The sequence below is a fragment of the Sphingomonas faeni genome (assembly GCF_040407505.1).
GTDB lineage: Bacteria > Pseudomonadota > Alphaproteobacteria > Sphingomonadales > Sphingomonadaceae > Sphingomonas > Sphingomonas faeni_E.
The window spans coordinates 1143603-1167802 of sequence record NZ_JAPZPQ010000001.1 but is presented as its reverse complement, the minus strand read 5'-3'; the positions used below and the strand labels follow the sequence as shown (position 1 = coordinate 1167802).

Sequence of the window (24200 nt, the reverse complement as noted above, 5' to 3'; positions counted from 1 at the left end):
CTCTCCTCTCCTCGGGCGCATTCCTCACGGAGTGCGCCCATTTTTTTTGATGGGCCGAAGCGTATGATCGATCGTCGGAGTGCAATCCTTGGGACGCTGGCCGTCGGTCTGTCGGCCGGCGTCGATGCGCAGACTCCGCCGCCCGCGCAGGTCGGTGGCCGGGAGCCGAGATCGACCGACCCGACCGAAACGATCGATCTCTGGCCAGCCGGAGCGCCGGGTGCGCCGCAGAACTTGCCGGTCGAGATCGTCGAGAACCGGGCAACCGGTACCGCGGCTGCCGATCGCGCCGTCCCCGGTATCGCCCGTCCGCGCATGGTCGTGTTCCGGCCCGCCAAGCCGAACGGATCGGCGGTGCTGGTGATGCCGGGCGGCGGCTATGTCCGGATCGTCGTCGACCGTGAGGGGTATGAGATCGCACGCCGGCTGGCGGATCGTGGCTGGACGGTGTTCGTGCTGTTCTATCGGTTGCCCGGTGATGGCTGGGCGGCCGGGCCGGACGTTGCGTTGTCCGATGCGCAACGCGCGATGCGGCTGATCCGCGCAGGGGCGGGGCTGTACGGGATCAAGCCAGACCGGATCGCCGCGATGGGGTTCTCAGCCGGCGGCCATGTCTGCGGAGACCTGGCGACGAGGTTCGCGCAGCCAACCTACTCGCCGATCGATACCGCCGACCAAGGCAGCGCACGGCCTGATGCGGCGGCGCTGATGTACGCTGTCCAATCGATGGCCTTGCCGCTTGCCCATCCCGGATCGCGCGCGCTGTTACTCGGAGCTTCGCCGACACCGGCCTTGGAGCGCGCGCATTCGACGGTCTCTAACCTGACGCCGGCGACGCCACCCTGCTTCCTCGTCCACGCCGAAGACGATCGGAGCGTCGCCGTCGACAATACGCTGGCGTTCCGGGCGGCGGCGATAAAGGCCGGCGTGGCGGTGGAAACGCATCTGTTCGCGACCGGGGGACATGGTTTCGGCCTGAGCAAAGCGGCCGGCAAGCCAGCGGCGTCATGGCCGACGCTGTTCGAGGAATGGGCGCGCGCGCAAGGCCTTGGGTGAGCCGTACGCGTCGGGGTCAGAGCGCCTCGTACCTGAAGTCGCGAAAGCGTGCCGCTCCGCTACCGGCCGAATACAGGCCGGGGCGCAGCATCAGGAACCCGCCGCGGACATTGTGGTGATAGCCTGAGACCTCCATGCCGCGATCGAAGCGGTGCCAGGTCTTGCCCGCATCGCCGCTGGTATGGATCGCAACGATGTGACGCGTATTCGTGATCCGGATCCGCATGCGGCGCCCGTGCGGATTCACCGGACGCCCGCGCTCGGCGCCATATTGATGCGTGACGAACCGGTGTTCGTCGAAGCCTAGACCGCAGTACAGCTTGTCGTCGTAGAACAGGACGAGCCCTGCGGTGCCGCCAGCCTCGATCTCGATATCGCATTCGAACCGATAGGCCTGGTCGCCGGCGATCAACATCAGCGGCGACGAATCGACCGGTGCGGTGCCGCTGGCCTTCAGGATCAACGCACCGCCTTCGACCCGTGCCCGGTCGCGTTCGGTGGGACCCGGACGAAAGAAATTCCATTTGCTGCCCATTTGCAGGGTGCGGAAGTCGTCGGAAAGCGGTTGGCCGTGGGGCAGGGCCGCGCCGCCCTTTGGCTTGGCTAAGGGCTTCGACAGATCTCCACCGGTCATCGCGAACCAGCCATCGGCGGTCCAGCGGATCGGATCGAGCAGCGCCTGCCGGCCGAGCGTCCAATAGCCGTTCTCGAAACCGTGATAGATCGACCACCAGCTGCCGTCGGGCGCCTCGACAAGGCTGGCATGACCGCGCGACCACCATTTCTCGTCGGTGCTGACAGTCCGCACCACGGGGTTGGCGGGATCATTGGTCCAAGGGCCGTGAATCGAGCGCGAACGGGCGACGATCACCATGTGCCCGGTCGGTGGCCCGGCGGTGCCGCCGACCGCGGTGATCATGTAGAACCAGCCGCCGTGGCGGACGATCTTCGGCCCCTCGGGACTGAAGCCCTCGACGTCCCAAGTGTCAGGATAGCGCCACGGATCATAGACATGCTCGACCTTGCCGACCGTCGACAAGCCATCGGCGGCGAGCCGGATCCGGTCGCCGCCGGACAGGAACAGCCAGCGCGATCCGTCCTCGCCGACCGCGTGGCAGGGATCGATATGGTCGGGTAGCCCGAGGTCTATCGGGTCGGACCAGGGGCCGTCGATATGATCGGCCCAGATGACGTGGATCGCGTTCGGCTTGGCCTTGACCGGGATATACAGGAGGTACCGGCCGTCGTGTTTCTCGAGACTGACCGCCCAGACCGAACCGATGTTCTTCGTCAGCGCGGCCTTGCGCGGTTGCCAGTTCACCAGGTCGCGGCTGTGCCAGATCGTCAGCCCCGGATAGGAATCGAAGCTGGAAAAGGTCATGTAATAATCCGCGCCATCTTTCAGGATGGCGGGATCGGGATGGTCCCCGGCGATCAACGGATTGAGGAAACGAGCGTCGCCAAGATCGGCGACGCGCTGCCCTTCGAAGCCTTGCCGCCAATCGTCGTCGAACCGTTGTATGCATGCCTCCGGCTTAGCAGGCTCCGCAACCGCGGGCGTCGGCGGAACGAGCGCAACCGCACCACCCGCCAGTGCCAGTCCAAAGGTTTCGCGGCGATTATAGGTCATGCGCATGTCCTGCTCTGATCTGACGTCGTGACCGGGATGTCGTGCCCGTCGTACCAGCATGATGCGCCCGAGGTCGATGATCGCAATACCGATCGGTTCTCCGCCGAACCATCCGAACGAGAACTGTACTCCCGCCGTGAACTGACGGCCGCTATGCGTCAGAACGTTCAGGCAGGTGATCTCGTCGATGTGCTGGTCGTTGACCTGATCGGTGAGGTTGATCGCCTCGACTAGCTGTGTCGGTAATCTCGACCATGCGATCGGCGATGAGTATTCTTCGTTCGCCGTAGGCGAAGTGGGCGACCTTCGTTCGGTCATGATGGCTTATTTATCTGCCGTTGCGAAAGCCCGCATTGGGCGTAGCGGCGTTTGCCAGAAGCGAGATCAGCACAGTGGAACCGTGACTAACTCGCTGGCATGGCCGAGTGGAAGAGCCCCACGACCAGAAGAACAAGGACGAGGGATACGGCGCTCGACATCGCGACAAGGATGGCTGCCTCTTTGCGGTTTGTGTCGAGAAGTGTCGCGAACAGGGTCACGTTGCTGGCGATCGGGAACAGGGCGACAAGTCCGACAATCACGCGGTCGCGTGGACTTAGTACGCCGACAAATGCCGCTTCGAGTGCGAGCGCTGCGCCGAGTAATATTAGGGCGGCGACCTGCCTGACCGCGAGGATGCGCGTCATCAGCTTAGGCCGCCAATCGTCACGGCCGGTTTCAGCGAGGTTGAGGCCGATCACCACCATCCCGAGCACCGACACCAAAGTGCTGGCGATCGAGACGATAGGCGCTGCCGCTTCAGGCATCGTCACGCCGCTCCATCTCGCGATGAAGGAGCCGATGACGACATAGACGAGCGGCACCCGCAACGCCTTGGTCGCGGCCGTTCGCGTGCCCTCCTTGGTACGGGCGATGAGGAAATACCCGATCGTGTTGCCGTACAGGGCGCTGCCGATATACGCGCAGATCACCGTCGATACACCAATCTCACCGAACAACGCCTGGCTGACCGGCACGCCGAAGAACGCGACGTTGAAGAACGAGAAGGACGCCGACAGCAGTTTGGGGTCGAAGTCGTCGCCGAGCCGCTTTGCCAACCGGTACGCGGGGATGCTCATCAGGGCGGAGACGACGAACATTAGCGGCGGGATCACCAGCAGCTGTCGTGTTTCCGCACCGAGCACCTTGTCGACGACCAGCAAGGGGATGAGGCCGAAGACGAGAATTTTTGAACACAGCTTCGCTGCCCAGGGCACGCGGCGGCCGACGGCCCATGCCAGCAGGATCACGCCGTAGAGTGGCAGCAGCGCCGCCGCGATATTACCGAGAGCGCTCATTGTTGGCGCAGGATATCGTCGACCGCTCGACCGGCGCATTCGACGTTGAACCAGACAGCATTGGTGTCGCGCAACTCGCCGTTCAGCAATTGGCCGAGCGCGTACAACCGAGGTGCGTCGCGCGTGGCGGATATGATCCGACACGTCGCCCGGTGCGCGATGGCCCCGCCGACCGGATGCGCTTGCAGCCAGTCCTTCGCGAGCAGGTCCTTGATCAGCGTCTCCTTCATCTCGTCGAGCGTGGTGGCCTGGCCCGTGGCGTTGACGACGACCGGCGTATCGAGCGTGTCGCCATTCTCGAACCGGACCGTGAAGCCGGTACCGGTCTCGTTGGCAACGGTCTCATCGATCCGTCCGCGTACGCTGAGCAGTCCGCGCGTCATCGCATCCGCCAAGCGTCGTGCGTTCACCATCGGCGTGACGAAGCGCGCCGCGGCGAAATGCGGCGCCAACCATCGCCCGAATCGCTTCTGGTCGGCGGGGCGCAACAGGTTCCATATTGCCGTCGAGTCATGGCGGGCGGCGGTCAGGATGCGCTGGAACGGTTCGTCTCCGGCTTTCGCAGCGGCGATGTCGTGCAGCAAGGCAGCCTCGGCGTCGCCGTCATAGCGATTCTCTGCCGGCCAATCGATCGCGCGTCCGGCAGCCGTCTCTGCTTCCAGACGGAACAGGCGGAACAGATCCACGACAGAGAAGGCGCTGCCCCGCTCACGGATCAGCCGATGGACGTTTCCAAGCGTAAGGTGCTGACGGTCATAACCTGTCTCGGGCGCCGGAATTTCGACGCGCGGCAACATCCCCTCCTTCGATATGAGGTGGATGTTGCCGCGATGTCCATCGTCGAGCAGTGTCATCACTGCGTCGATGGCACTCAGGCCGCTGCCGAGGATAACTACGGACTGATCCCGCTCGATCCCCTCGGTTATGCGGTGGGCGGGATAGGGCGAGTCGAAGTAGCCGGGCGTTTTGTTCAAATTGCCGAACCGATCCGGATCGGGCGTGCCGATCGTCAGAAGGACGACGTCCGTCGCGATCGTCGACCCGTTGGCGAGCCGAACCGTCGCCGCGGCATGATCGCCCTCGATGGCGATAGCTTCCTCGCGGTGGACGTGGACATCGATCCCGGCGGTCCGCGCCCGATCGAGCGCACGGTCGAGAACCTCTTGCATGTAGACGCGGTATTCGCGGCGTTGCGGGTATTCCACGCCAGCGGGATCGAGCGGCATGCCCGATGCTGCGCGCCGAGCCGCCAGCCAGGTTCGGAAATGACCCGGCTCGCGGTCGTACAGTCCCATGAGACGGGATTCCGTGTTCAGTAGGTGTCCCGCTTGCTTCGTCCCGAACGCCAAACCGCGCGCGAGTTCGTCATCACGTTCGACAAGATGGATGAACCACCCGTCACCCGGATCATAGCATAACCGAGTTACCGCTTCGGCGAATGCTGCGACGCCACAAGCGCCCATGCCGATAATTGTCAATGTTTTCGGCATGATATCCGTTCGCTGAGGAACGGCCATAACGCGCGGACGCTCTTTCGTGCCACGGCGAACGTGAAACTTTCGTCATTTTGTTCTTCGTGCGGTTCGGCGGCCGTCAGACGTTGCGCCAAGGCTGATCGCTCGAATCCAAATGAATTGCCGCGGCTGCTCGTCTCACGGATATCCATGATTGTCAGGGGTTACACTCCCGATCATAATCCGGGAGACATTATGAAACGATCCTTGCTGCCGCCGGCGTCTTAAGCCTCGCAAGCGGTGCCGTCGCACAGAAGCACCGGTGGTGGTGGGCTTGAAAGCACAGGTAGAGCCTTATGCGACTGCGTCCGTGGTAAACCATCCCAAGACAATCGGCTGGCCCGAGGGGCGCAAACCGAGGGCGCTGCGGGGGTTTGACTCTCGTCCTACGGCCCCTGTTATCGGCCGCGCCTCCCTCATTTCTCGAAGAAACGGATTTGGTCACCGGGAGCGGCCAATGGCCTAGATGAATGAATGGCGGAAGTCGGGCAGCCGAAAGTGAGTTCCGAACGTCTGCAAATGGGGCCTCCTCGGCTAATGGCCTACGGTGTGATCATCGCAATCCGGCTCGCCACCACGTTCTTAGTCTGGCGGTCGAGGGACCATAGCATTCGCGGTGTCGAGCGATCCCAAGCGATCGCCTGGCCGCCTGTGGGCAACGAGATCGTCGCGACATGTTCCAAGACGCTGCCGGCTTCCGGGAGGCGCAGTGCGTAGAGTTCGGGGCGGTCATGTCCCGTGACGTAGAGCAAGCCATCGTCCCCCCATGATCCGCCCGAGCAACTCATCGGCGCGAAGCGTGCCAGCACGCTTTCCGGGAAATGCCAGGATCCGGTGCTGCGGAACTGCGCGTCGAAGCGGACCAGCAGCGTCCAGCGATGATCGTGACCCGGCTCGCCGCCGCGCGCTTCGGGATAATTGGCATAGCCTGCGAACCAGGCGTCGCCATGCCGTTCGATCCAGGTCAGCGATCCCGGCATCGGCGGCAGGCTGACGCTGCGGAGGTGGCGCAGTGTCCGTGTGTCGAATATTTCAACCGCACTGGACATCGGCACCGCGGGATAGTTGGACGCGGCGCAGACCAGATTGCCCCCGTCGACCACGCACGAGTTCATGTGCGGATAGAGCGCGCGCGGTCCCTCCCATTGGGCGACCCGCTTGCCGGTCTTCTTGTCGTATTTGCCGATGCGGTTGTTGCTCATCGGGTAGAAGTATCGTGCGTCGACGGCGACACCCTGCCGAGCTTCCTCGGCGGCGAAGCGCGACACCACGGTTGCTGGGGCGAGCGTCGGCACGGTGTCCTGTGCGCTACCCGCCGTAGCCAGCAGCGCGGTCGAGATGAGGGCGAACGCGCTGCGCATCAGAACTTCACCGATACGCCGCCGTAGAAGGTCCGGCCATAGCGTTCGTTCTGGATGATCCAGTCCTTGCGGTTGCCCTGATACTGGCGGGTCGGCGCGTCGGTCAGGTTCTGTGCCTCCGCAAACAGCGTGACGTTCTCAAGGAGCGCCAGGCTTGCCTTGGCATCGAGCCGCTTGAGGTCGTCGTTCGACTGGTCCTGATAGTCGAGCGCACCGACCGCGAGCAGCGCGTGGCCGGTATTGTGATAGGCGACCGACGCCTCGACCGGCCCGCGCTGGTAGAACAGTTCGGCACCGTAGAGATACTCCGACTGGCTCGGGAAGGTCGAAGTGCGGCCGGTCGGCAGCCGCAGGGTCGAATTCGTGAGCGTTCCCGTCAGTTGGACGCCCAACCCGGACAGCGCCCCCGGCAGGAACGTGAACTGCTGCTGGAACTGCGCCTCGATACCGACGATGTCGCCCTTGTCGGCGTTGAACGGCTGCGCGATCGCCAGCGTCGCGTAATTGACGCCGTTGTAGACCGTGTTGGTCAGCGTGGTGGTCTGCGTGAAAATCGGGTTCTTGATCAGTTTGGCGAACGCACCGACGCTAAACAGCCCGCCGCGTGCGAAATACCATTCGCCCGAGACGTCAAAATTGTCCGCGCGATACGGTTTGAGGTCGGGGTTGCCGAGCGCGACGATACCGTTGCCCGTGTCGATCGAGCCGCCCGGGGAAAGCGAATTATACTCGGGACGGCCGAGGCTGCGCGAATAAGAGGCGCGCAGGACGGTTTCTTCGTTCGGCCTGACCCGCACGATCAGCGACGGTAGCCAGTCGTTGTAATCGGTCTTGCGGGTCAGCGGCACGACGGTCGCGGTGTTCTGCAACTGATAGCCGGTGACGTTCAGTCGGGTATGTTCGAAACGCAGCCCGGGCGTGACGGTGATCGCGCCGAACGCCAGATTGGCCATCGCATAGCCCGAGCCGACGTCTTCCTTCAGCTGGAAGTCGGCGATCGTGTCGTTGGTCGGCGAGGTCGCGCGGTTCAGCACGAACAGATTGCCGGCGAGCTGCGCGGCGGTGAACGCCTTGATCGCCGCGGGATCGATCAGCGGGGTGTTCACATAGCCCTTGTCGGTATCGGTGTTGTCGGGATGCACGGTGACCGACCCGCCCTGGAGGTTGTATTGGCCGAGCGTGAAGCGGGTGGCGGCATTGGCGCCGCGATCATAGACCGGGTTGCTCTGGTCGAAGTCGCGGTCGGAGGTGCGGTATTTCGCGCCGACCTTGAAGAAGCTCTCGCCACCGAGGTCATAGGTCGCGTCGAGCTTGCCCTGCCAGATCTTCTCGACGCCGCGCTGCGTCTGCTGGTTGTACTGGCGGAACTGCAACTGGTTGGCGGTGCATTCGGTGATCGGCGCGGCGGTGTAGATCGTGTCGGTGAAGTCGAACCTGACCGGGCCGGGGTTGCAGCGGAACTGCCAGGTGCTGAAGCGGTCGAGCACGGTGTTGCGGCTGCGCGAGCCGGCATAGTCGAGCTTCAGCCTTTCGACCTCTGTCGAGCCGCCGACCATCGCGGTCGCGATCGTCTTCACCTTGTAATCGAGCCGCAGGTCCTGCCGCCGTTCGGTGCCGGTGCCCGCCACGCCGGTCTGCGAGCTGGGCGTGCCCGGTGCGGAGCCGGTCAGTCCGTTGGCATCGAACGTGAACGGCGTGCTGGTGAAATCGAGGCGGTAGCGGCCGCGGACCTCGTCCTCGATGAACTTCGAATAAACCCCGCGGACGTAGAGGCTCTGGTGGTCGCTTGGGTGCCAGTCGAGCGAGCCGGCGCCGCCGATGCGCGTGCGCGTGAGGTTGTATTCGGTGTACTTGATGTTGGTCGGGACGCCGCCACGCGCCGCGCCCACCACCGGGCGCCAGTCGTCGGGGTAGAAGCCGTCGCTGGCGAAATCGCGCTTCGAATAGCTGCCGCCGAGCACGACCCCGAACTGTTCGTTGGCGCCGAAGCGTTTCGCGATGCTGGCGTCGGCCTGGTACGGGACCTTGCCGTTGAGCTCCTGATACCCGGCCTTCGCGGTGGCGGCGAGCGCGAAGGGTTCCTTGAAGTCGAATGCGGTCTCGGTGACCAGGTTGATGGTGCCGCCGATGCCCTGGCCGTCCATGTCCGCGGTCTTGACCTTGGCGACCTCGACGCGGTTGACCAACTGGCCCGAGACGATGTCGAGCGGCAGGGCACGCGTTGTGCCGTCGGGGTTGCCGATCTCGAGCCCGTTCAGTGTGTAGCCGTTGAGCGTCGAGGGCACGCCGCGGACCGAGGCGTAACGCCCTTCGCCCTGGTCGTAGGTAACGCCGACGCCGGGCAGATGCTCGATCACCTCGGCGACGTTGCGGTCGGGCAGGCGGCCGATATCGTCCGCGGCGGCGACGTCGATCACGCCGATCGCATCGCGCTTGGCGGCCAGCGCGCGGGCCTGACTGGCGCGCTGGCCGGTGACGACGATCTCGGCTTCGGGGGCGTCTTCGGTCGTCGGCACGGTCTGCGCCTGCAGCGTCGTGGCGATTGTGAGCGCGAGCAGCAACGCGGTCAGCGATATGGCGGTACGGAGGCGATTCATGATGGTTCCCTTTGGAACGGCGCGCGCATTCGGCTGCCGGTAAGATGTCGGTGATGAGTAAGGCGTCGCCGCGGTGGCGCGCCGGGTTCAGGCCGCCTGCATCTTCGGCCTGCGGTTTTCGACGACGTATCTGGTCAGGTCGTACGCCTCGGTCCGCGCATCGAGCGGGTCGCGGAGTGCGCGGAACGCGACGTCGCACTGGGTAGGCGTGACGTCGATGCGGCCATAACCGCGGACGTCGTTGCGCGCGAAACGGTAGGCCGGCAGGTCGGCGGTGTTCTGCACCAGCAGCTTGTCCCCCGCCTGCGTGGCGATCGACCCGCCCACAAAGCAGGGCGCCAGCGCCTTGCCGCGGTAGCTGATGTCGCTGGCGACGAAGGCGTGGATGTCGCCGCCGATTACGAGCGGGTTCGACACATTGGCGTCCTGCCATCGCGCGAAAATACGGTCACGCGAGGCCTGATAGCCCTGCCAGGTATCGACCGTCTGCATGTCGGCAGGACCATCCGGATGCGCCGGATCGCGGCGCGGATAGGGCGTGATTTGGGTCTGTTGCGTAAGGATATTCCAGCGCGCCTTGGTCGCCGACAGGGTATCCAGCAGCCATTTCTCCTGCGGCATGCCGAGGATCGTCGCCTTCGAATCGTGGAGGTCTGGGCAATCCTTGACGACCGACACCGACATCTCGCCGCGCACATGCGACTGGCAGCCGCGTGGCGAGCGGTATTGCCGGTCGTCGAGCACCTGGAACTGCGCCAGCCGGCCCCAGTCGAGCGTTCGGTACAGCCGCATGTCGGGACCGTGCGGACGCGAATAGGCGCGCAGCGGCATGAACTCGTAATAGGCCTGGTACGCCGCTGCCCGCCGCCGCGCCATGATCGCGGGATCGTTGTTATGCTGGTCCGCCAGGTCGGCATAGTCGTTGATGACCTCGTGATCGTCCCACGTCACGATCCATGGCGCGACCGCGTGTGCCGCCTGCAACAGCGGATCGAGCCGATAGGTCGCGTAGCGCACGCGGTAGCCGTCGAGATCGACCGGCGCGGGATTGAGGTGGACCCGCGGCGTGCCGATCGAAGGGTCTTCTTCGTAGATGTAATCGCCGAGGAAGACGATCAGATCGGGATCTTCGGCGACGGTGTTGGCCCAGGCGCCGAACTGTGCGTCCTCGTATTTCTGGCACGACCCGAAACAGAAGCGCAGCCGCTCGGGCAGCGCGTGGCGGGCAGGGGCGGTGCGCGTCCGCCCGATCGCGCTCGCTTCGCCCCCGGCGATGAAACGGTACCAATAGGGGCGGCCCGGGTGCAGCCCGTTCACCTCGACATGCACCGAATGCCCCCATGCGGGTTCGGCGACTGCATCGCCCGCGCGTACGAGGTGGCGCGCTCCGTCGTCGTCATAGATTTCCCACCGCACCGGCACACGGGCAGTGCCCATGCCACCGTCGCCGGCGAGCGACCGCGTGGCGAGACGGGTCCACAGCACCACGCCGTCGGGTGTCGGATCACCCGACGCGACGCCGAAGCTGAACAGCCGCTCCGATGTCAGCGCATTCGCGCGTCCGAAGCCGAGTAGGGCAGGGGCGGCCGCGGCCGCGCCGATTATCGAACGCCGGGTGAGCATCAGACTTCACTCCCTTTGGACAGGAACCGGCGCGTATCGCTGCCGGTCTGCCGTTGCATGTCGTGGATGGGCGACACCGTGATGACGGTCGCGGTGGGCTACAGGCTGTATTGCAGGCTCAGTTTGACCAGCCGGCCGAACAGCGGTCGGCCGTAGATCGCCTCCGGCGTGCCCTGACCGGTCAGCGTGTCCTGCCGCGGATTGCCCTCCGACAGCCCAAACGCGTTGGTCAGGTTGGAGACGTTGAGCTGAGCGCGGACCGGGCCACGATCGACGATCAGCCCGGCCTGCAACTCGGTATAGGCGGGCAGCAGGGTGGTGTTGGCGGCATCGACGAAGCGTCGGCCGACATGCGCAGCGTTGAGGTAAAGCCGCGTCGCGCTGCCCGCGACGTCGAAGTTCACCGCCGGGGTCACGTTGAAGATCAGCTTGGGGATCCGCGCAACGTTGCGCCCGACCTTGAACGCGAACGGCTGCGTGCTGCCCTGTTCGCGCAGGTTCACCTGCTTGGGTTCCTGGTAGGTCAGGTTGCCCGTGAGCGAGAAGAACGAGGTGGGGTTCAGCGTCAGTTCGCCCTCGAACCCCGGCGTATCGCTCTTGCCGACTAGGACGAAGCTGCGGACCAGATTGGTTTTCGGATCGACGACCGCCGTCGTGACCGACAGATTGTCGAAGCTGTTGGTGAACGCGGTCACGCTCGCCGACAGGAATCTGTTACGATAGCGCGCGCCGATCTCCTTCTGGTCGACATAGCTGTTGGTGACGACCGTACCGCGGGTGATGTTCGACAAGGCGGGGGTCAGGAGGCCGCGGGTGTAGCGGGCGAACATCACGAAAGTGTCGGCGAAATCGTACAGGCCGCCGATCGTGTAGGAGTTGCCGGCGAACCGTTCCCGGCGGTTGGTGCGCGTTCCCGCCGAGCCGATCACCGCATCGTCCGCAAGCGTCTCGCGCGTGCCGAGATTCTGCGTGACGGTGTTGATGCCATAGCCGGACTGCCGGGTGGACTGGTGGCGAAAGCCGCCATCGATCTGCAGCTTGCCGAGGCGCCAGGTGTCGGCGACGTAGAAGGCGAGTGCGGTACTGTCGACGCCGCCACCGACGAACGTCGATGCGCCGTAGCGGACGACCCCGTGATCGGTGACCATGCCCACCGTATTGCCGGCGGCGTCGACCGCGACCAGGTCGAGCAGGCGCGGACGGTTGCGCACCTCGAACAGCATGTCCGCGGCGTACTGCGTCTGGTCAAGATGGTAGCGCGAGAAATAGCCGCCGATCGAGACCTCGTGCGACCCGAACCAGGTCTCGAACGAACGCCTTGCAGACAGGCTGTCGAACACGTTGTTGAACTTGGTATCGGCGGTTTGATACTGCGCCTGGACGACGAGGTTGCGGGTCGTCGCAGGGTCGAAGCTCTGCTGCCCGGGCGTGGCGCTGTCGGCATAGGCATAGCGGATGCCGGCGACGCTGGTGCCGAACGCGGCGCGCGCGCGGGTCAGCGCGGCGTTGCGATAGGTCGTCGCGTCCTGCACCGCGGTGGTCGAGAACAGAGAGTCCCCGCTCAGCGTGCCGTGGGTGACGCGGAACAGGTTGCGGAACGTGAAACCGCCGAGCGTCACGGTGGCGTCGGCCCCCGCAGTGATGACGTCCGGGTGGCGGCCGTCGGACAGGTCGCGCGTCATCGTCGTGCCGGTTGGCGTACCGTCGACCATCCGCAGCCGGGGAAACTGGACGTTGGTCGACGCCAGCGTCCCGCGCAACGGGTCGATCAGGTCCTTCAGGCTGCTGCTGGGATCGCGCGGATCGTTAAGCGGGATCGGCAGGTAGAAGATGTTCCGATCGTTCTGGTATTTCGCATAGACCGTCAGCTCGCCGCGATCGTCGCGATAGGTGACGTTGGCGCGCAGCTGTCCGCCTTTGTCGGCGGTGAAGCCGGTCTTCCGCAGGCCGTCGCCGATCCGGTAAAACCCTCCGGTCGCAAACGTCAGTTTGTCGGCAATCGGGCCGCTGACATAGGCATCGATCCGCTGCGCGTCGTTGTCTTGCGCGGTCAGCCGGATGGCGCCCTTGAAGTGGTCGGTGCCCTTGCGGGTGATGAAGTTGATCACGCCACCCGGTGCGTTGTTGTACAGGATCGGCGATGTGCCGAGCCGGACCGCCTCGACGCGCTCGGTCATAAGGTCGTCGCGGACGAACACGTCGGGCAGGATCGTGCCCTCCTGGTTCTCGTTGAAGATCGGCAGGCCGTCCTCAAGCAACTGGACGAAGCGGTAGCCTCCGAGCGGCAGGCCGCGGGTGTACACCGTCGCGGAGACTTCGCCCGAGGTCGCCTCGGCGTAGAAGCCGGGCAGCGAACCGATAAGGTCGGCGGTGCTGAGCGGGCTCTGTTGATCGATGTCCTCGCGACGCATCGTGCTGATCGAGTAAGGCGCGCGAAATTGCTTCAGCCGGGTGTTCGTCCCAGTGACGACAATCTCCTCCAGCGGCTGCTTGGTGGCCGCCTCAGGGCTTCGCGTGATCGTCTTGCTGGTGGCGGCGGGCGTCCGCAGTGCGATCGTCGATGGGCTCTCAGTCGCGATCTGCAACGGCAGGCCGTCCAGCAGCCGCAGTAGGGCGGCGCGCGGCATGTAGCGCCCGCGTAGCGCGATGGTGCGGCGACCTTGCAGTCCGGCATACGGAAACAACAGCTGGATCCCCGCCTGTTTGCTCCAGCTGTTCAATGCTTGCGTTGCATCCTGTGCAGGAATGTCGAAACTCTTCTCCCCTGCGTCCTGCGCTGACGCAGACTGCGCGACGCACGCCGCCAGGCTTGCGCCCGCCATCATCAAGTTCCGCATGTCGATCCCCCGTGGCCTGTACCCTGCTGACGGGGGAGGCTCGAGAAACCGCCAGTCAGGCAGGAACTATTTTGTGCGGTTGCGAATAGAGGACCGTCAGGCCCCCTTGCTGACGCACCGTGATCCCGAACGACGCGTGCAGCGCTGCCAGGAAATCATCAGGATTGTTCGAGGTGAAGCGGCCGCCGATCCGGATCGCCTTAAGGTGGGGGTCGCCGATCGCGAGTTTGCGGGTCAGGTAGCGATTATAGTCGGTGAGGATTGCGTCCAGTGGCTCGCCCGACAGCACGATCTCGCCACGTCGCCAGCCGGCGGTACGATCGCGCTCATTGCCTCCGACCTCGGCCGTAACCATCGCCCTGTCTGCGCCGACGATCAGTTGCTGCCCCGCACCGACCCGGCTGGATCCCGGCGTGTTCAGAGCGCCTGCCAGGACCAGCAAAATGCTATTCGGCCCCTGGACGCGCGCGTTGTATCGCCCGGGTGTCAGGTTCGCCTTCACGCTGTCTGTTGCCAGTGCCACGGCTCCGTGCGCGATATCGAGTGCGATCTCGCCGCGGTTCAGCCAGACTCGAGCGTTGTCGGCATCGTCGATCCATTCCACCGTGGTGTCGGTGTTCAGATCCAGCCGCGTTCCTCCGCGCAACAGGATCGTCCGCCGTTCGCCGACCGCTGTCGTTGCTGACGATCGCGCCCAGAGTCGCGTTCCGGTCAGGCCAACGCTAACCATGCCCATCACCGACGCGGCCTGCAGGACTCGGCGACGCGACATGCGCCGTGCCGGCTGCGTCGCGGGGACTGGTGGGCTGGTCGACGCCAGCGACCGCGCATCCGACAGATTGGTCCAAACCGCCGCTACCTGCGCAAAGGTCGCGGCGTTGCGCGGGTCGCCGTCACGCCAGGCCTCGAACGCCGGTAGGTCCGCCTTGCCGCCATCCAGCGCCACGAGCCAGGCCGCGGCCTGCTCGGTCAGACTTGGCGTTTGCGTCCCTTCCATGGACTGACCTTATCTTCCTGGTACGGAGCCGCCAAGTCGGCGGTTCGCCCGGCCACGAGCATGGCAAGGCCCTTGGCGAGATGCTTCTCTACCGTAGAGACGGACAGGCCGAGCACGTCCGCTATCGTTTGCGGAGCAAGACCATCGAATTTTCGCATTCTAACGACCTTGCGACATTGCGAGGGCAGGCGATCCACCGCCGCAACCAGAGCTTCGAGTTCCGTCTTCCCGGACAGCACGGCCAGCGGGTCCGGACCGTCATAGCGGATTTCCATCAGGTCTGCAGCGGCGATCTGTTCGATTCGGACGATGCGCGCGCGGCGTAGCCGATCGAGCGCCAGATTGTGCACGACACGCATCGTGAACCCGATCGGGTTCACGATAGAACGCCAATCAGAAGCGCATAGCAGCTTTGCGTAAGCCTCCTGAACCAGATCCTCGGCGTCGGCAGCACCCACAAGTCGAGCTGCCAAAGCGTGGTAGCGCAGGGCGCCGGGGAGCACCGCGTCAACCAACCATCGGTCTATGTCACGAAGCCAGGCCAAATCGCCCCCCTTACGGCCTGCTTACCAACCGCGCGTGACAGTTTGAGGGCGTGACGAACGAATGCCGGTACGGGACGTCTTACTCTACCGGTAGACAGGCCGATCTGCCGTGCGGCTTCAGCGGGGTAGAGCTCAAGATGGAGTGTGAATGAAAGGCAGAAATCAGTGAACAGAAAAGATGCGTAGTCCGCTTCTGGGTCATAGCTGCCGAGTAGCTTGGAGCCGCACTGATGTCAGCGCTCTGTCACGTCTTTGCGAAAGGGTAGGAATCAGGTCGCCGGTAAGGTCAAATCGTAATTCGTGCATGTCCATGCCCGAGCGGTAGCCGCTGGGCCAGACGCTGGTCAGTTCGAAGCCGCAATGCTGGAAGAACGGCGAGACCTGCGGCGAGGTGTCGACCGTGACGTAGCGCGTCGGCGGTTCGGCTGAGGTGGCGACGTGGAGCAGGCGTTCGAACAGCAGCAGCTTGCCGAGGCCCGAGCCATGGTACGTCCGCGCGACCATGCCCCAATAGAGCAGCGCCTTGTTGTAATGCTCCCAGATCTCGTAGCCGCCGAACGCGCCGGGAACGCCGTCGACGTCGACCACGAATGCCGGGCCGTCGGGCTCGTCGAGCGTCTCCTCCAGCCATTCGCGGTCGCCAGCGCCGAAATACTCGGGGAGGTTCGAGTCGAAGATCGCGAGGACGGCGGCGCGGTCCTTCTCCTCGTAGCGGCGGGTCAGGATACTGGTCATGGCTGGCTCCACTGCGCGACGGTTTCGATCGCGTCGGTTGTGGAACGGCTCCAGCAGCGCGAAGTGCCTTCGAACGTCGCGGTCGCGTGGGTTGGATCGGTGACGATGGTGTCGATGGACTCGGGGCGGATGCGGCGGGGTTCGCCGATGAGCTTCGCGTGTGCTTCCTTGATCGTCCAGCGACGGAGCCAGGCTTGGGGCCGGGCGAGGGCGGGCAGGCGGCGGAGCGCGTCGGCTTCGGTCTTGGTGAGCATGTCCCAGAGCGGCGGGTGGTCGTCGATGACCTCGCGGTCGACCGCGATCGGTGCGCGCGCAACGCCGATCAGGGCGCGTGCACCGCGACTGGAGAGGCTGAGATACCAACCCTCGGGGGCGGAAACGATCGGCGCGCCGGCTGGGCTGCGTGTCAGGCGCACATCGACGGACTCGCCGGCCAGTTTGCGGATCAGCGCGGAGGCCAGGCCGTAACGGATCGCGCGCGCATCGCCTTGCAGGCCGGCGGCATACGGTCCGGTCTCGGCAACACTCCATGCGACCGGCGACCGCCCGTCCCAGATGAGCGCGTCGAGCGGACCGTCGTGCCAGATCGGCGTCACGTCGCGACGGCGATCCGTGCGGGGCTCCCGTCCCAGCTCGTGCCGTCGGGCAGCGTCTCGCCCTTCATCACCACCGACAGGTCGCCGAGCTGCGCGTCGGCACCGATCTCGGCGTCGTACAGGACGATCGCGAGCGAGCCGATCGTCGCGCGGTCACCGACGCGGATCGCGCCGACCTTCATCACGCGGTCCTCGAACAGGTGCGTCTGCAGGCCGGCGAAGTCGTTCAGCGCGACGTCGTCGCCGATGTCGACGAGGTCGTGCTCGGTCAGGTCGGTAGTGTCGATGTAGCAGCGCTTGCCGATCCGCGCGCCCATCAGGCGGAGGTACACGCCGATCCACGGGGTGCCGCGGAGTGGTTCGAGCAGGTTGGCGACCGCCAGATTCTCGTAGGTCGCGGTGACGAGTTCGGTGCGCCAAACGAAAGTGCTCCACAGAGGCGCGGTGGTGACCTTGTAGCGACCCACGACGAGCCATTTGAGCGCAAGGACGAAGATCCCGCAGGCGAGGCAGAAGCCGACGTACAGGAAGGGGAAGGTCGTCGCGATCAGCAGCCCGCCGTTATCGAGATCGTCGAGGTCGCCGACCACCGACAGAAGCAGGCTGAAGAACACGAGGAACGCGGTCAGCGACAAGGTGGTACGGACCGCCTCGATCGACAGGCGCGTGGCGATCAGCGCGCGCGACGGATTGAACCGCGCGCCCTCGTCGAACATCGTGTTGACCTGTCGCACCGGCAGCTTGATCGCGGGCGAGCCGAACCATGTGCTGCCCGCCTCGGTGGCGAGCGCGGGGTCGCTCGGCGGCTTCGAGAGCACGCCTACGAGCACCTCGTCGCCGATCTGCGTGCCGCTCGGCAGCAGTGCCGAATTGCCAATGAAACTGCGGCGGCCGATCTTGGTATGCGCGAGTTCGATCGTGCCGTGGCCGATCCGCGCGGCGCCGAAGATCACCGAGTCCGCGATGAAGCTCTCCTCGCCGATCTCGACCAAGTCCGGCACGATCGCGCTCGCGGTCGAGATTTCCGCGCGACGGCCGACCTTCACGCCAAGCGCACGGTACCACGGCACCACGTAGAGCGTCGCGAAGATCGGGTGGAGCAGGCGGAGCGCGAGGTCGTTGATCTGCTGGACGAACCAGTAGCGGACGTAGAACCCGCTGTTCAGCGCGTACACCGCAGGTCCGACGCGACCGAGGATCAGGCGCTTGGCCGCCACCGTGAGCACGCACATCATGACGATATAGGTGACCGCGAGCAGCGGCGCGACCGCGACATAGGCATAGCCACTGGTCGCCCAGTCGAGCTCGATCAGCGCGATCAGCCCGGGGGCGATCGGCAGGATCGCGACCAACGGCAGGATCAGCGCGCACAGGAACAGGCCGATCGCCGGGCCGGCGTTGCGCGGGGCTGCGGTGGCGGGGCGGCGGGGCGCATCGCCGTCATGCGCCGCGGGCGAACCGCCCCAGCGCTGGCCGGCCGGGATCGTCGTATCCGCGGGCAGCGCGGACAGGTCGTCGAGCATCGCGTCGTCGCCGAGCGCGGCGTTGCGGCCGACTACCGCCATCGACCCGACGAACGCGCCCTTGCCGAGCTTTACCGTGCCGAGGCGGAGCAATCCGCGCTCGACCGAGCTGGTCGAGAGCACCGACTGGTCGCTGATGATCGCATCGTCGTCCGCGTGGAGCAGGTCGGCAGTGTCGATGATCCCGGTGCCGATATGGACGCGCTCGCCGATCTTCGCGCCCATCATCCGGTAATAACCGCGGATCATCGGCGTGCCCGCCAGATACGGCGTCGCGGTGACGCCGATGATCCGGCGGACCAGCCACCAGCGGAAATAATAGCTGCCCCAGAGCGGGTAATCGCCCGCCTTGAAGCGCCCGACGATCAGCCATTTGAGCGCGATCGACAGGAACATCGACGCGATCGGCACGACCGTGAAGAACAGCCCGCTGAGGATCAGCGCGTCGACCCGCGGCATGTCGCCGGCGAGATGCGTGTAGGCGAGATAGGGGGAGAACCACTGGACCCCCGCCAGCGTATAGATCGGCAGCAGCGCGAGCGTCTGCGCGGCGACGCACAGCCGCCGCTTCCACGGCGCGATATGGTGGAAGCTGGTCTCGTCGAGGATCGCGACGGGCGTGGTGCCACCGATCCGCAGCGCGAGCGCGCGGATGGTGGGCGCGGCATAGACGTCCTCCAGCGACAGCCCTTCGAGCCCGCGGACCTTTCGCGCTGCCGAGACGAGACGTGCGGCCTTCAGCGAATGGCCGCCGAGATCCTCGAACAGGTCGTCGAGCACCGATACCGGCTGCGGCGCGAACGCCTCGGCCCAGACGCGGTGCAGGCTTTCCTCCATCGGCGTGGCGGGCGCGACCATCTCGCGGTCCGACGACACGGTGATCTCGGGCTTGACCAGCGCCTTGCGGTCGACCTTCCCCGAGGCGGGTAGCGTGGGCATGTGCGACAGCAGCTGGTAGCCCGCGGGGCGCATGTAATTGGGGAGACGCTCGGCGACGCGGGCCTTGAGGCCGACCATGTCGATCTCCTCCGCCGGACGCGCGATCAGGAACGCGGCGAGGAACTCCGAGCCATCGTCGTCGGTGAAGAGCTGGACGACGGTCTGCGCGACGCCAGGCCATTCGCCGATCACCGCCTCGATCTCGGCGAGCTCGACGCGGAAGCCACGGATCTTCACCTGCGTGTCGATGCGCCCGACGAAATCGATGTCGCCCGCCGCGTCGAGCTTCACCAGGTCGCCCGACCGGTAGATGCGTTCGGGGGCACCGGAAGGCCCGTCGAACGGGGTCATGATGAACTTCTCGGCGGTCAGATCGGGGCGGTTGACGTAGCCGACGCCGACGCCGGGACCGCCGATCACGAGTTCGCCTTCCTGGCCGTCCGGAACCGGCTGCATATGCTCGTCGACCACCCAGGCGGTGTAGCCGGGGAGCGGCTTGCCGATCGTGATGCGCTGGCCAGGGAAGACCTCGGTCCAGGTCGCGGTGACCGACGTCTCTGTCGGGCCGTAGGTATTGAGCAACCGCAATCCGGGACGCGCAAGCCGGCGCGGCAGGTCGGCGGGGCACGCTTCGCCGCCCATGTTGAGCAGGCGCAGCGTCGGCACCGGATGCTCGACCAGTGCGATCAGCGAGGGGACGACGTGCCAGATCGTCGTGTTCGCCTCGGCGAGCGCGATCGCCACGTCGGGCCCGCTGGTCGCCAGCGCCTCGGTCGCGACCAGCACCACCGCACCGACGAAGAACGCGCTCCACATCGTCTCGACCGACATGTCGAACGCGAGGCTGAACCCGCCGAACACGACGTCGGCAGGAGTGAGGTCGAGGATCGCGCTTTCCGACCGGACCAGGTGGCACGCATTGCCGTGCGAGATCATCACGCCCTTGGGGCGGCCGGTCGTGCCCGAGGTGTAGATGATGTAGGCTAGGTCGTGCGGCGTTGCCTGCGTGACGTCGCGGCCGATCGGTTCGGACGGCTCAGCCGCGAGATCGCCCAGCGCCGCATCGAGTGCGAGCGTTTTCCCCTTGAGGTTGGCGACGCGGCTGGCGACGGTGATCGTCAGCGCGGCCTCGCTGTCCTCGACGATGAAGTCGATGCGGTCCTGCGGATAGCCCCAGTCGACCGGCACATAGGCGGCACCGGCGCGCAGCACGCCGAGGATCGCCATATATTGGTCGAGCCCGCGCGGCAGGCACAGCACGACACGGTCGCCGCGGCCGATCCCCATCGCCCGCAGGCGGTGTGCGAGCGCGAAGCTGCGCGTGGCGAGGTCGGTATAGGTCCAGGCGGTCTTGCGGTCGTATTCCTCGTCCGCGCCGATCAGCCGCAGCGCCGTCGCGTCGGGATGCGCCGCGCGCGTGGCGTCGAACAGTTCGTGCAGCAGTTCATCGCGGGCGTAAGGCTCGGCTGCCCGCAGCGCCGGCGCGGGAGCGATCGACGCGACGCCTTGCCTTGGCAAAAGGGTATGATCCGAAGGGCTTGCCGAAGTGTCGTGCTGCATGCGGCGGCTTTAGCCGAACCGTCGCGCCCTTTGCTACCGGCATGTCATCGCCACCATGTTTCGAGTAGTATTTCGAGCGCGTATTTTACTGCCATTCGGTGCAGGCGCGGCGTCGACAACGGCCTGTCCAACCGCGATCCGTCGTTTCACTAAGGCCGCGCGAAAAAGAGTAAATGGCAAGGTAACCTGCAAATCGGAGTTCACTCCTTCATGCCGACTGTCGATCGCGGCAATCTCGGTTCGATGCGCGCCCGTTGCGGATAGGCAACGGGCGCACATTCAAACGAACGGGTGAGAGGCGTCAGGTTGCGACGCTGGCGGTCAGGGGCGGGGTCTGCTGGTGCTGGACGACCAGCCAGTCGTCATGCCCCCGCATGCGCAGGGTCGAAGAGCAATGCGCTTCGTACTTTTCGTCGCCGCTCGCGCATCGGGCCGTATACGCCACGACAATCAATCCCTCCTGAGGCCGCGACACGCGCTTGTCAGACAGCTCGACCGAATCCCACCGGGGTGTGGCCTTGACGGCATCCTTCGCGTCCTGGCCCTGAAAGACATAGGGCGGCCGGGGAAGAACCATGACGATCTCCTCGTCGATCCGCTCCTGATAATGTTCGTTACTGGCATCCCAGAGGCCACCCTCAAATTCCCACACGCGTTGATCGTCCACGATTATTTCTCCTTCCTGGCTCAAGCGCAGGGAGGTGGAAGACGGTTCCGACGTCTCAGCGTGGGAACGTCGGATACGTCGGCACCGAAACTCGGTTTGCACGAGCCGATGACGATCAGTTGGGGCTGCTGCTGCCATCGATCCACTGAATGAAGCTATCGCTCTTCGCCCGCATGCTGATAGTAACCGATTAGACAAGACGGCGACGAAAGCTCCACTGCATTGACGGTCAAAAGGCGGCATATCGCCATCATCGCGCCGCCAACCGCGGGCCACATCAACCCGCTAGCAGCATTGGGAACGTCGCTCGTCGAAGCGGGGCGTCGAGTGACGATAATTCACATGGCCGCCGCCGCGTCGCTGGTACCGGACTGCGTTGTCGATTTCGCGGCGCTCGGCCACCCCGCGGACTGTCAGGGCTTGTTGGCAGAGCATTACCACAAGCTGGCGCAGCCGTCGGGGCCGGTCGGGTTACCCAGGATGATCCGCAGCACCGCATCGATGACGGAACTGCTTCTGAAGACCTTGCCGGCGGCACTGTCGAGGCTCGAAGTCGATGCGGTCGTCGCGGACTCGGTCGAGCCGGCCGGTGCGCTGGTGGCGCGACACCTCCGTCTGCCGTTCGTGACTGCCGTAACAGGATTGCCGTTGCTCAGGGAGCCAATGGTACCGCCACCCTTCCTTGGGTGGGCGTATCGTCCTGATGCGGTGGGGCGGAATCGCAATAACGGCGGGTACGCGGTGAGCGACCTGCTGATGCGGCCGATCACGAATATGGTGTCGACCTATGCGCGGCGTTGGGGACTCGATCCCGACCCCCGGCATCAATGGTCCGACCGCTTGCAGATCGCGCAATGTCCGGCGGGACTGGACTTTCCACGCACGGCATTGCCGCCGAGCTTTCGATACGGCGCGCCGTGGCGCCTGGCGGAGGCCGAGGCAAACCTGCCGGACGACGACGGGCGACCGCTCATATACTGTTCGCTGGGATCATTGCAGGGGGCGCGCCGATCGCTGTTCGCGGCGATGACGGCGGCCTGTGCCGCGGTCGGTGCCCGCGCGGTGGTGGCCCATGGCGGCGGGCTGAGCGACCGCGAAGCCCACTCGCTACCTGGAAACCCGCTGGTACGGGCATTCTGGTCTCAGACTCGCATCCTGCCACGGTGTTCGGCCGCGATCCTGCACGGCGGGTTCAACACGGTGCTGGACGCACTGGCGGCCGGCGTTCCGATCGTTGCCGTGCCGTTGGCATTCGAACAACCGGCGACGGCGGCGCGACTGAAGCGGATCGGGGCTGCGCGCGTCATCTCTGCCGCTGGAGCCGGCAAGGGCGGCCTTGAACCAGCGTTGCAGCTCGTACTGCGCGATCCGCAATACCGCCGTGCGGCACGGCTGCTCGCGACGGAGATGGCCGGGGCAGGGGGCGCGGCCGAGGCAGCGGCGATGGTCGATGCGGTGCTTTGCGACGATACCGACGTCAGGCCGGCACGGCCGAACACGTCGGATGGGACGGCTGCCTACGCTGCGTGAGGCGGCGCGCTGCAATGATGGCAGGCGGCGCGAGGATCAGTCCCATGATGACGTCGACCCCGTAGTGACCGCCGAAAACCGGTGTCGCGACGATCGTCAGTATCGCCCACGTGCGGCCCGCTAGGGCAATACGCGGCATCGCGCCAAACGCCCATATGAAGATGGCGGCGAGCGTCGCATGGAAACTGGGAAAACTGACAATTCCCATGAGCATGGTGAGATCGAGTACGCGTAGCGACCCGTCGCGAAGCCCCGATATCAGTCCCTGTTCCAGCCAGGCTATGGACGGCCAGAGATGCCCGTAGCGGGATGGGTCGAATAGATTGCCCATCGCCGGGGTGAGCCCCGAAATCAGGATCGTGACAAAACCTGACAGGATCGCGGCACAGACCATCGTCCTCAGTATGTCGAATTTGCGCATCCCGCTCAAAGCTACGATGACGACGATCATCTGCAAGGTGAGGCTGTGATACGCCAATCCGAACAGCCAGATCGCAGGCGGGGATGTGTCGAGCAACGCCAAAACGACTGGCCAGTTGAAGCCGATTGCCCGATCGGCGGCGGCCAAGTGCCCATCCCACAATGGTCCAGAATTCGCCGCCAACGCGTACGCCAACACGACGCCGAGCAGCGTAAAAAGCGTCATCTGGAGGAACGCGGTCGCGCCAGCCGCCAGACGCGGTCGGGCGGTGCACCTGCCGATCGCCAGCGCGCTACCCAGTGCTATCAGCGAGGCGATCGCGGGTGCCGCTCGGATCGGATCTACCGTGAAGCGGTGATGATATTGGGCCGCGAGAAAAGTCATCAGCATGGCTGCGATCAGCAGCCATGAGGGCGTGTCCCGGTGGTCGGCGCGTAAGGCTGGGGCGATCATCGCGGTCGAACGCAGCGGGCCACTCTGCGGTGCCAAGGGTGATTGTTTTCGAGCATTTTACCGCGACATCTGGTCGCGGATATCCGATTCGGCGCTTCTCAGTCGGTGACGGGGTCAGGCTGGCGGCAACGATCAGCGGCCCGAGATTTTGTGGAGGAGCGCCCTCGCATCGGAAGGCGGTAACCGTTATGTGTGCATCATGTTGAATTCGTTGCACCCGTCCATCGTCAACTCGCGCGATCGAGCAAAGTGACCTGGTTCGAGAAACTCGCGATCGTT

The 24200-nt window shown here is 65.2% G+C and carries 16 protein-coding genes; 2 read left to right on the top strand and 14 right to left on the bottom strand.

The window, feature by feature from the left end; all coding sequences use genetic code 11:
- Window positions 1-63 precede the first annotated feature (63 nt).
- Complete coding sequence (locus tag O6X71_RS05270) at window positions 64-1056, top strand: alpha/beta hydrolase (protein WP_353464793.1); 993 nt, start codon at window positions 64-66, stop codon at window positions 1054-1056.
- A gap of 16 nt (window positions 1057-1072) precedes the next feature.
- On the opposite strand, the gene O6X71_RS05265 is transcribed toward O6X71_RS05270, so the two are convergent.
- The 13 genes from O6X71_RS05265 to O6X71_RS05205 all read right to left on the bottom strand — a co-directional run bounded on the left by O6X71_RS05265 (window position 1073) and on the right by O6X71_RS05205 (window position 21517).
- On the bottom strand, window positions 1073-2686 hold the full coding sequence (locus O6X71_RS05265; RefSeq protein WP_353465072.1) for a family 43 glycosylhydrolase: 1614 nt from the start codon (window positions 2684-2686) through the stop codon (window positions 1073-1075).
- A 404-nt stretch (window positions 2687-3090) separates the two neighbouring features.
- Window positions 3091-4023, bottom strand: a complete 933-nt coding sequence (locus O6X71_RS05260) for an AEC family transporter (RefSeq protein WP_353464792.1) — start codon at window positions 4021-4023, stop codon at window positions 3091-3093.
- The gene (locus O6X71_RS05255) at window positions 4020-5486 is read right to left on the bottom strand and encodes an FAD/NAD(P)-binding protein (protein WP_353465071.1); all 1467 of its coding nucleotides are present in this window, start codon (window positions 5484-5486) and stop codon (window positions 4020-4022) included. The genes O6X71_RS05260 and O6X71_RS05255 overlap by 4 nt, the downstream gene beginning before the upstream one ends.
- Before the next feature lie 593 nt (window positions 5487-6079).
- A complete protein-coding gene (locus O6X71_RS05250) occupies window positions 6080-6898 on the bottom strand; it encodes a hypothetical protein (protein WP_353464791.1) in 819 nt (272 codons plus the stop codon).
- Entirely contained in the window at window positions 6898-9495 is a 2598-nt protein-coding gene (locus O6X71_RS05245) for a TonB-dependent receptor (RefSeq protein ID WP_353464790.1), read from the bottom strand. Before O6X71_RS05245 ends, O6X71_RS05250 begins: the two co-directional genes overlap by 1 nt.
- An 87-nt stretch (window positions 9496-9582) precedes the next feature.
- Complete coding sequence (locus O6X71_RS05240; protein WP_353464789.1) at window positions 9583-11118, bottom strand: alkaline phosphatase D family protein; 1536 nt, start codon at window positions 11116-11118, stop codon at window positions 9583-9585.
- A 98-nt stretch (window positions 11119-11216) separates the two neighbouring features.
- Window positions 11217-13955, bottom strand: a complete 2739-nt coding sequence (locus tag O6X71_RS05235; RefSeq protein WP_353464788.1) for a TonB-dependent receptor — start codon at window positions 13953-13955, stop codon at window positions 11217-11219.
- Window positions 13956-14010: 55 nt separating this feature from the next.
- The gene (locus O6X71_RS05230) at window positions 14011-14952 is read right to left on the bottom strand and encodes a FecR family protein (protein WP_353464787.1); all 942 of its coding nucleotides are present in this window, start codon (window positions 14950-14952) and stop codon (window positions 14011-14013) included.
- Entirely contained in the window at window positions 14925-15497 is a 573-nt protein-coding gene (locus O6X71_RS05225; protein ID WP_136190876.1) for a sigma-70 family RNA polymerase sigma factor, read from the bottom strand. Before O6X71_RS05225 ends, O6X71_RS05230 begins: the two co-directional genes overlap by 28 nt.
- 198 nt (window positions 15498-15695) lie before the next feature.
- Window positions 15696-16232, bottom strand: coding sequence for a GNAT family N-acetyltransferase (locus O6X71_RS05220; RefSeq protein ID WP_353464786.1), 537 nt, complete (start codon window positions 16230-16232; stop codon window positions 15696-15698).
- Window positions 16229-16828, bottom strand: a complete 600-nt coding sequence (locus tag O6X71_RS05215) for a 4'-phosphopantetheinyl transferase family protein (protein WP_353464785.1) — start codon at window positions 16826-16828, stop codon at window positions 16229-16231. The genes O6X71_RS05220 and O6X71_RS05215 overlap by 4 nt, the downstream gene beginning before the upstream one ends.
- Complete coding sequence (locus O6X71_RS05210) at window positions 16825-20850, bottom strand: Pls/PosA family non-ribosomal peptide synthetase (RefSeq protein WP_353464784.1); 4026 nt, start codon at window positions 20848-20850, stop codon at window positions 16825-16827. The genes O6X71_RS05215 and O6X71_RS05210 overlap by 4 nt, the downstream gene beginning before the upstream one ends.
- Window positions 20851-21151: 301 nt before the next feature.
- Entirely contained in the window at window positions 21152-21517 is a 366-nt protein-coding gene (locus tag O6X71_RS05205) for a DUF4440 domain-containing protein (protein WP_353464782.1), read from the bottom strand.
- A gap of 222 nt (window positions 21518-21739) precedes the next feature.
- Here O6X71_RS05205 and O6X71_RS05200 point away from each other — a divergent pair, with 222 nt between their 5' ends.
- Entirely contained in the window at window positions 21740-23047 is a 1308-nt protein-coding gene (locus tag O6X71_RS05200; protein WP_353464781.1) for a glycosyltransferase, read from the top strand.
- Here the strand turns inward: O6X71_RS05200 and O6X71_RS05195 are convergent.
- On the bottom strand, window positions 22995-23957 hold the full coding sequence (locus tag O6X71_RS05195; RefSeq protein ID WP_353464780.1) for a phosphatase PAP2 family protein: 963 nt from the start codon (window positions 23955-23957) through the stop codon (window positions 22995-22997). The two genes, O6X71_RS05200 and O6X71_RS05195, sit on opposite strands and share 53 nt — an antisense overlap.
- Window positions 23958-24200 lie beyond the last annotated feature (243 nt).

Bases quoted from the DNA above. Each gene is read 5' to 3' on its own strand.
- O6X71_RS05270 (WP_353464793.1), top strand. From the start codon at position 64: ATGATCGATCGTCGGAGTGCAATCCTTGGGACGCTGGCCGTCGGTCTG.
- O6X71_RS05265 (WP_353465072.1), bottom strand. From the start codon at position 2,686: ATGACCTATAATCGCCGCGAAACCTTTGGACTGGCACTGGCGGGTGGT.
- O6X71_RS05260 (WP_353464792.1), bottom strand. From the start codon at position 4,023: ATGAGCGCTCTCGGTAATATCGCGGCGGCGCTGCTGCCACTCTACGGC.
- O6X71_RS05255 (WP_353465071.1), bottom strand. From the start codon at position 5,486: ATGGGCGCTTGTGGCGTCGCAGCATTCGCCGAAGCGGTAACTCGGTTA.
- O6X71_RS05250 (WP_353464791.1), bottom strand. From the start codon at position 6,898: ATGCGCAGCGCGTTCGCCCTCATCTCGACCGCGCTGCTGGCTACGGCG.
- O6X71_RS05245 (WP_353464790.1), bottom strand. From the start codon at position 9,495: ATGAATCGCCTCCGTACCGCCATATCGCTGACCGCGTTGCTGCTCGCG.
- O6X71_RS05240 (WP_353464789.1), bottom strand. From the start codon at position 11,118: ATGCTCACCCGGCGTTCGATAATCGGCGCGGCCGCGGCCGCCCCTGCC.
- O6X71_RS05235 (WP_353464788.1), bottom strand. From the start codon at position 13,955: ATGCGGAACTTGATGATGGCGGGCGCAAGCCTGGCGGCGTGCGTCGCG.
- O6X71_RS05230 (WP_353464787.1), bottom strand. From the start codon at position 14,952: ATGGAAGGGACGCAAACGCCAAGTCTGACCGAGCAGGCCGCGGCCTGG.
- O6X71_RS05220 (WP_353464786.1), bottom strand. From the start codon at position 16,232: ATGACCAGTATCCTGACCCGCCGCTACGAGGAGAAGGACCGCGCCGCC.
- O6X71_RS05210 (WP_353464784.1), bottom strand. From the start codon at position 20,850: ATGCAGCACGACACTTCGGCAAGCCCTTCGGATCATACCCTTTTGCCA.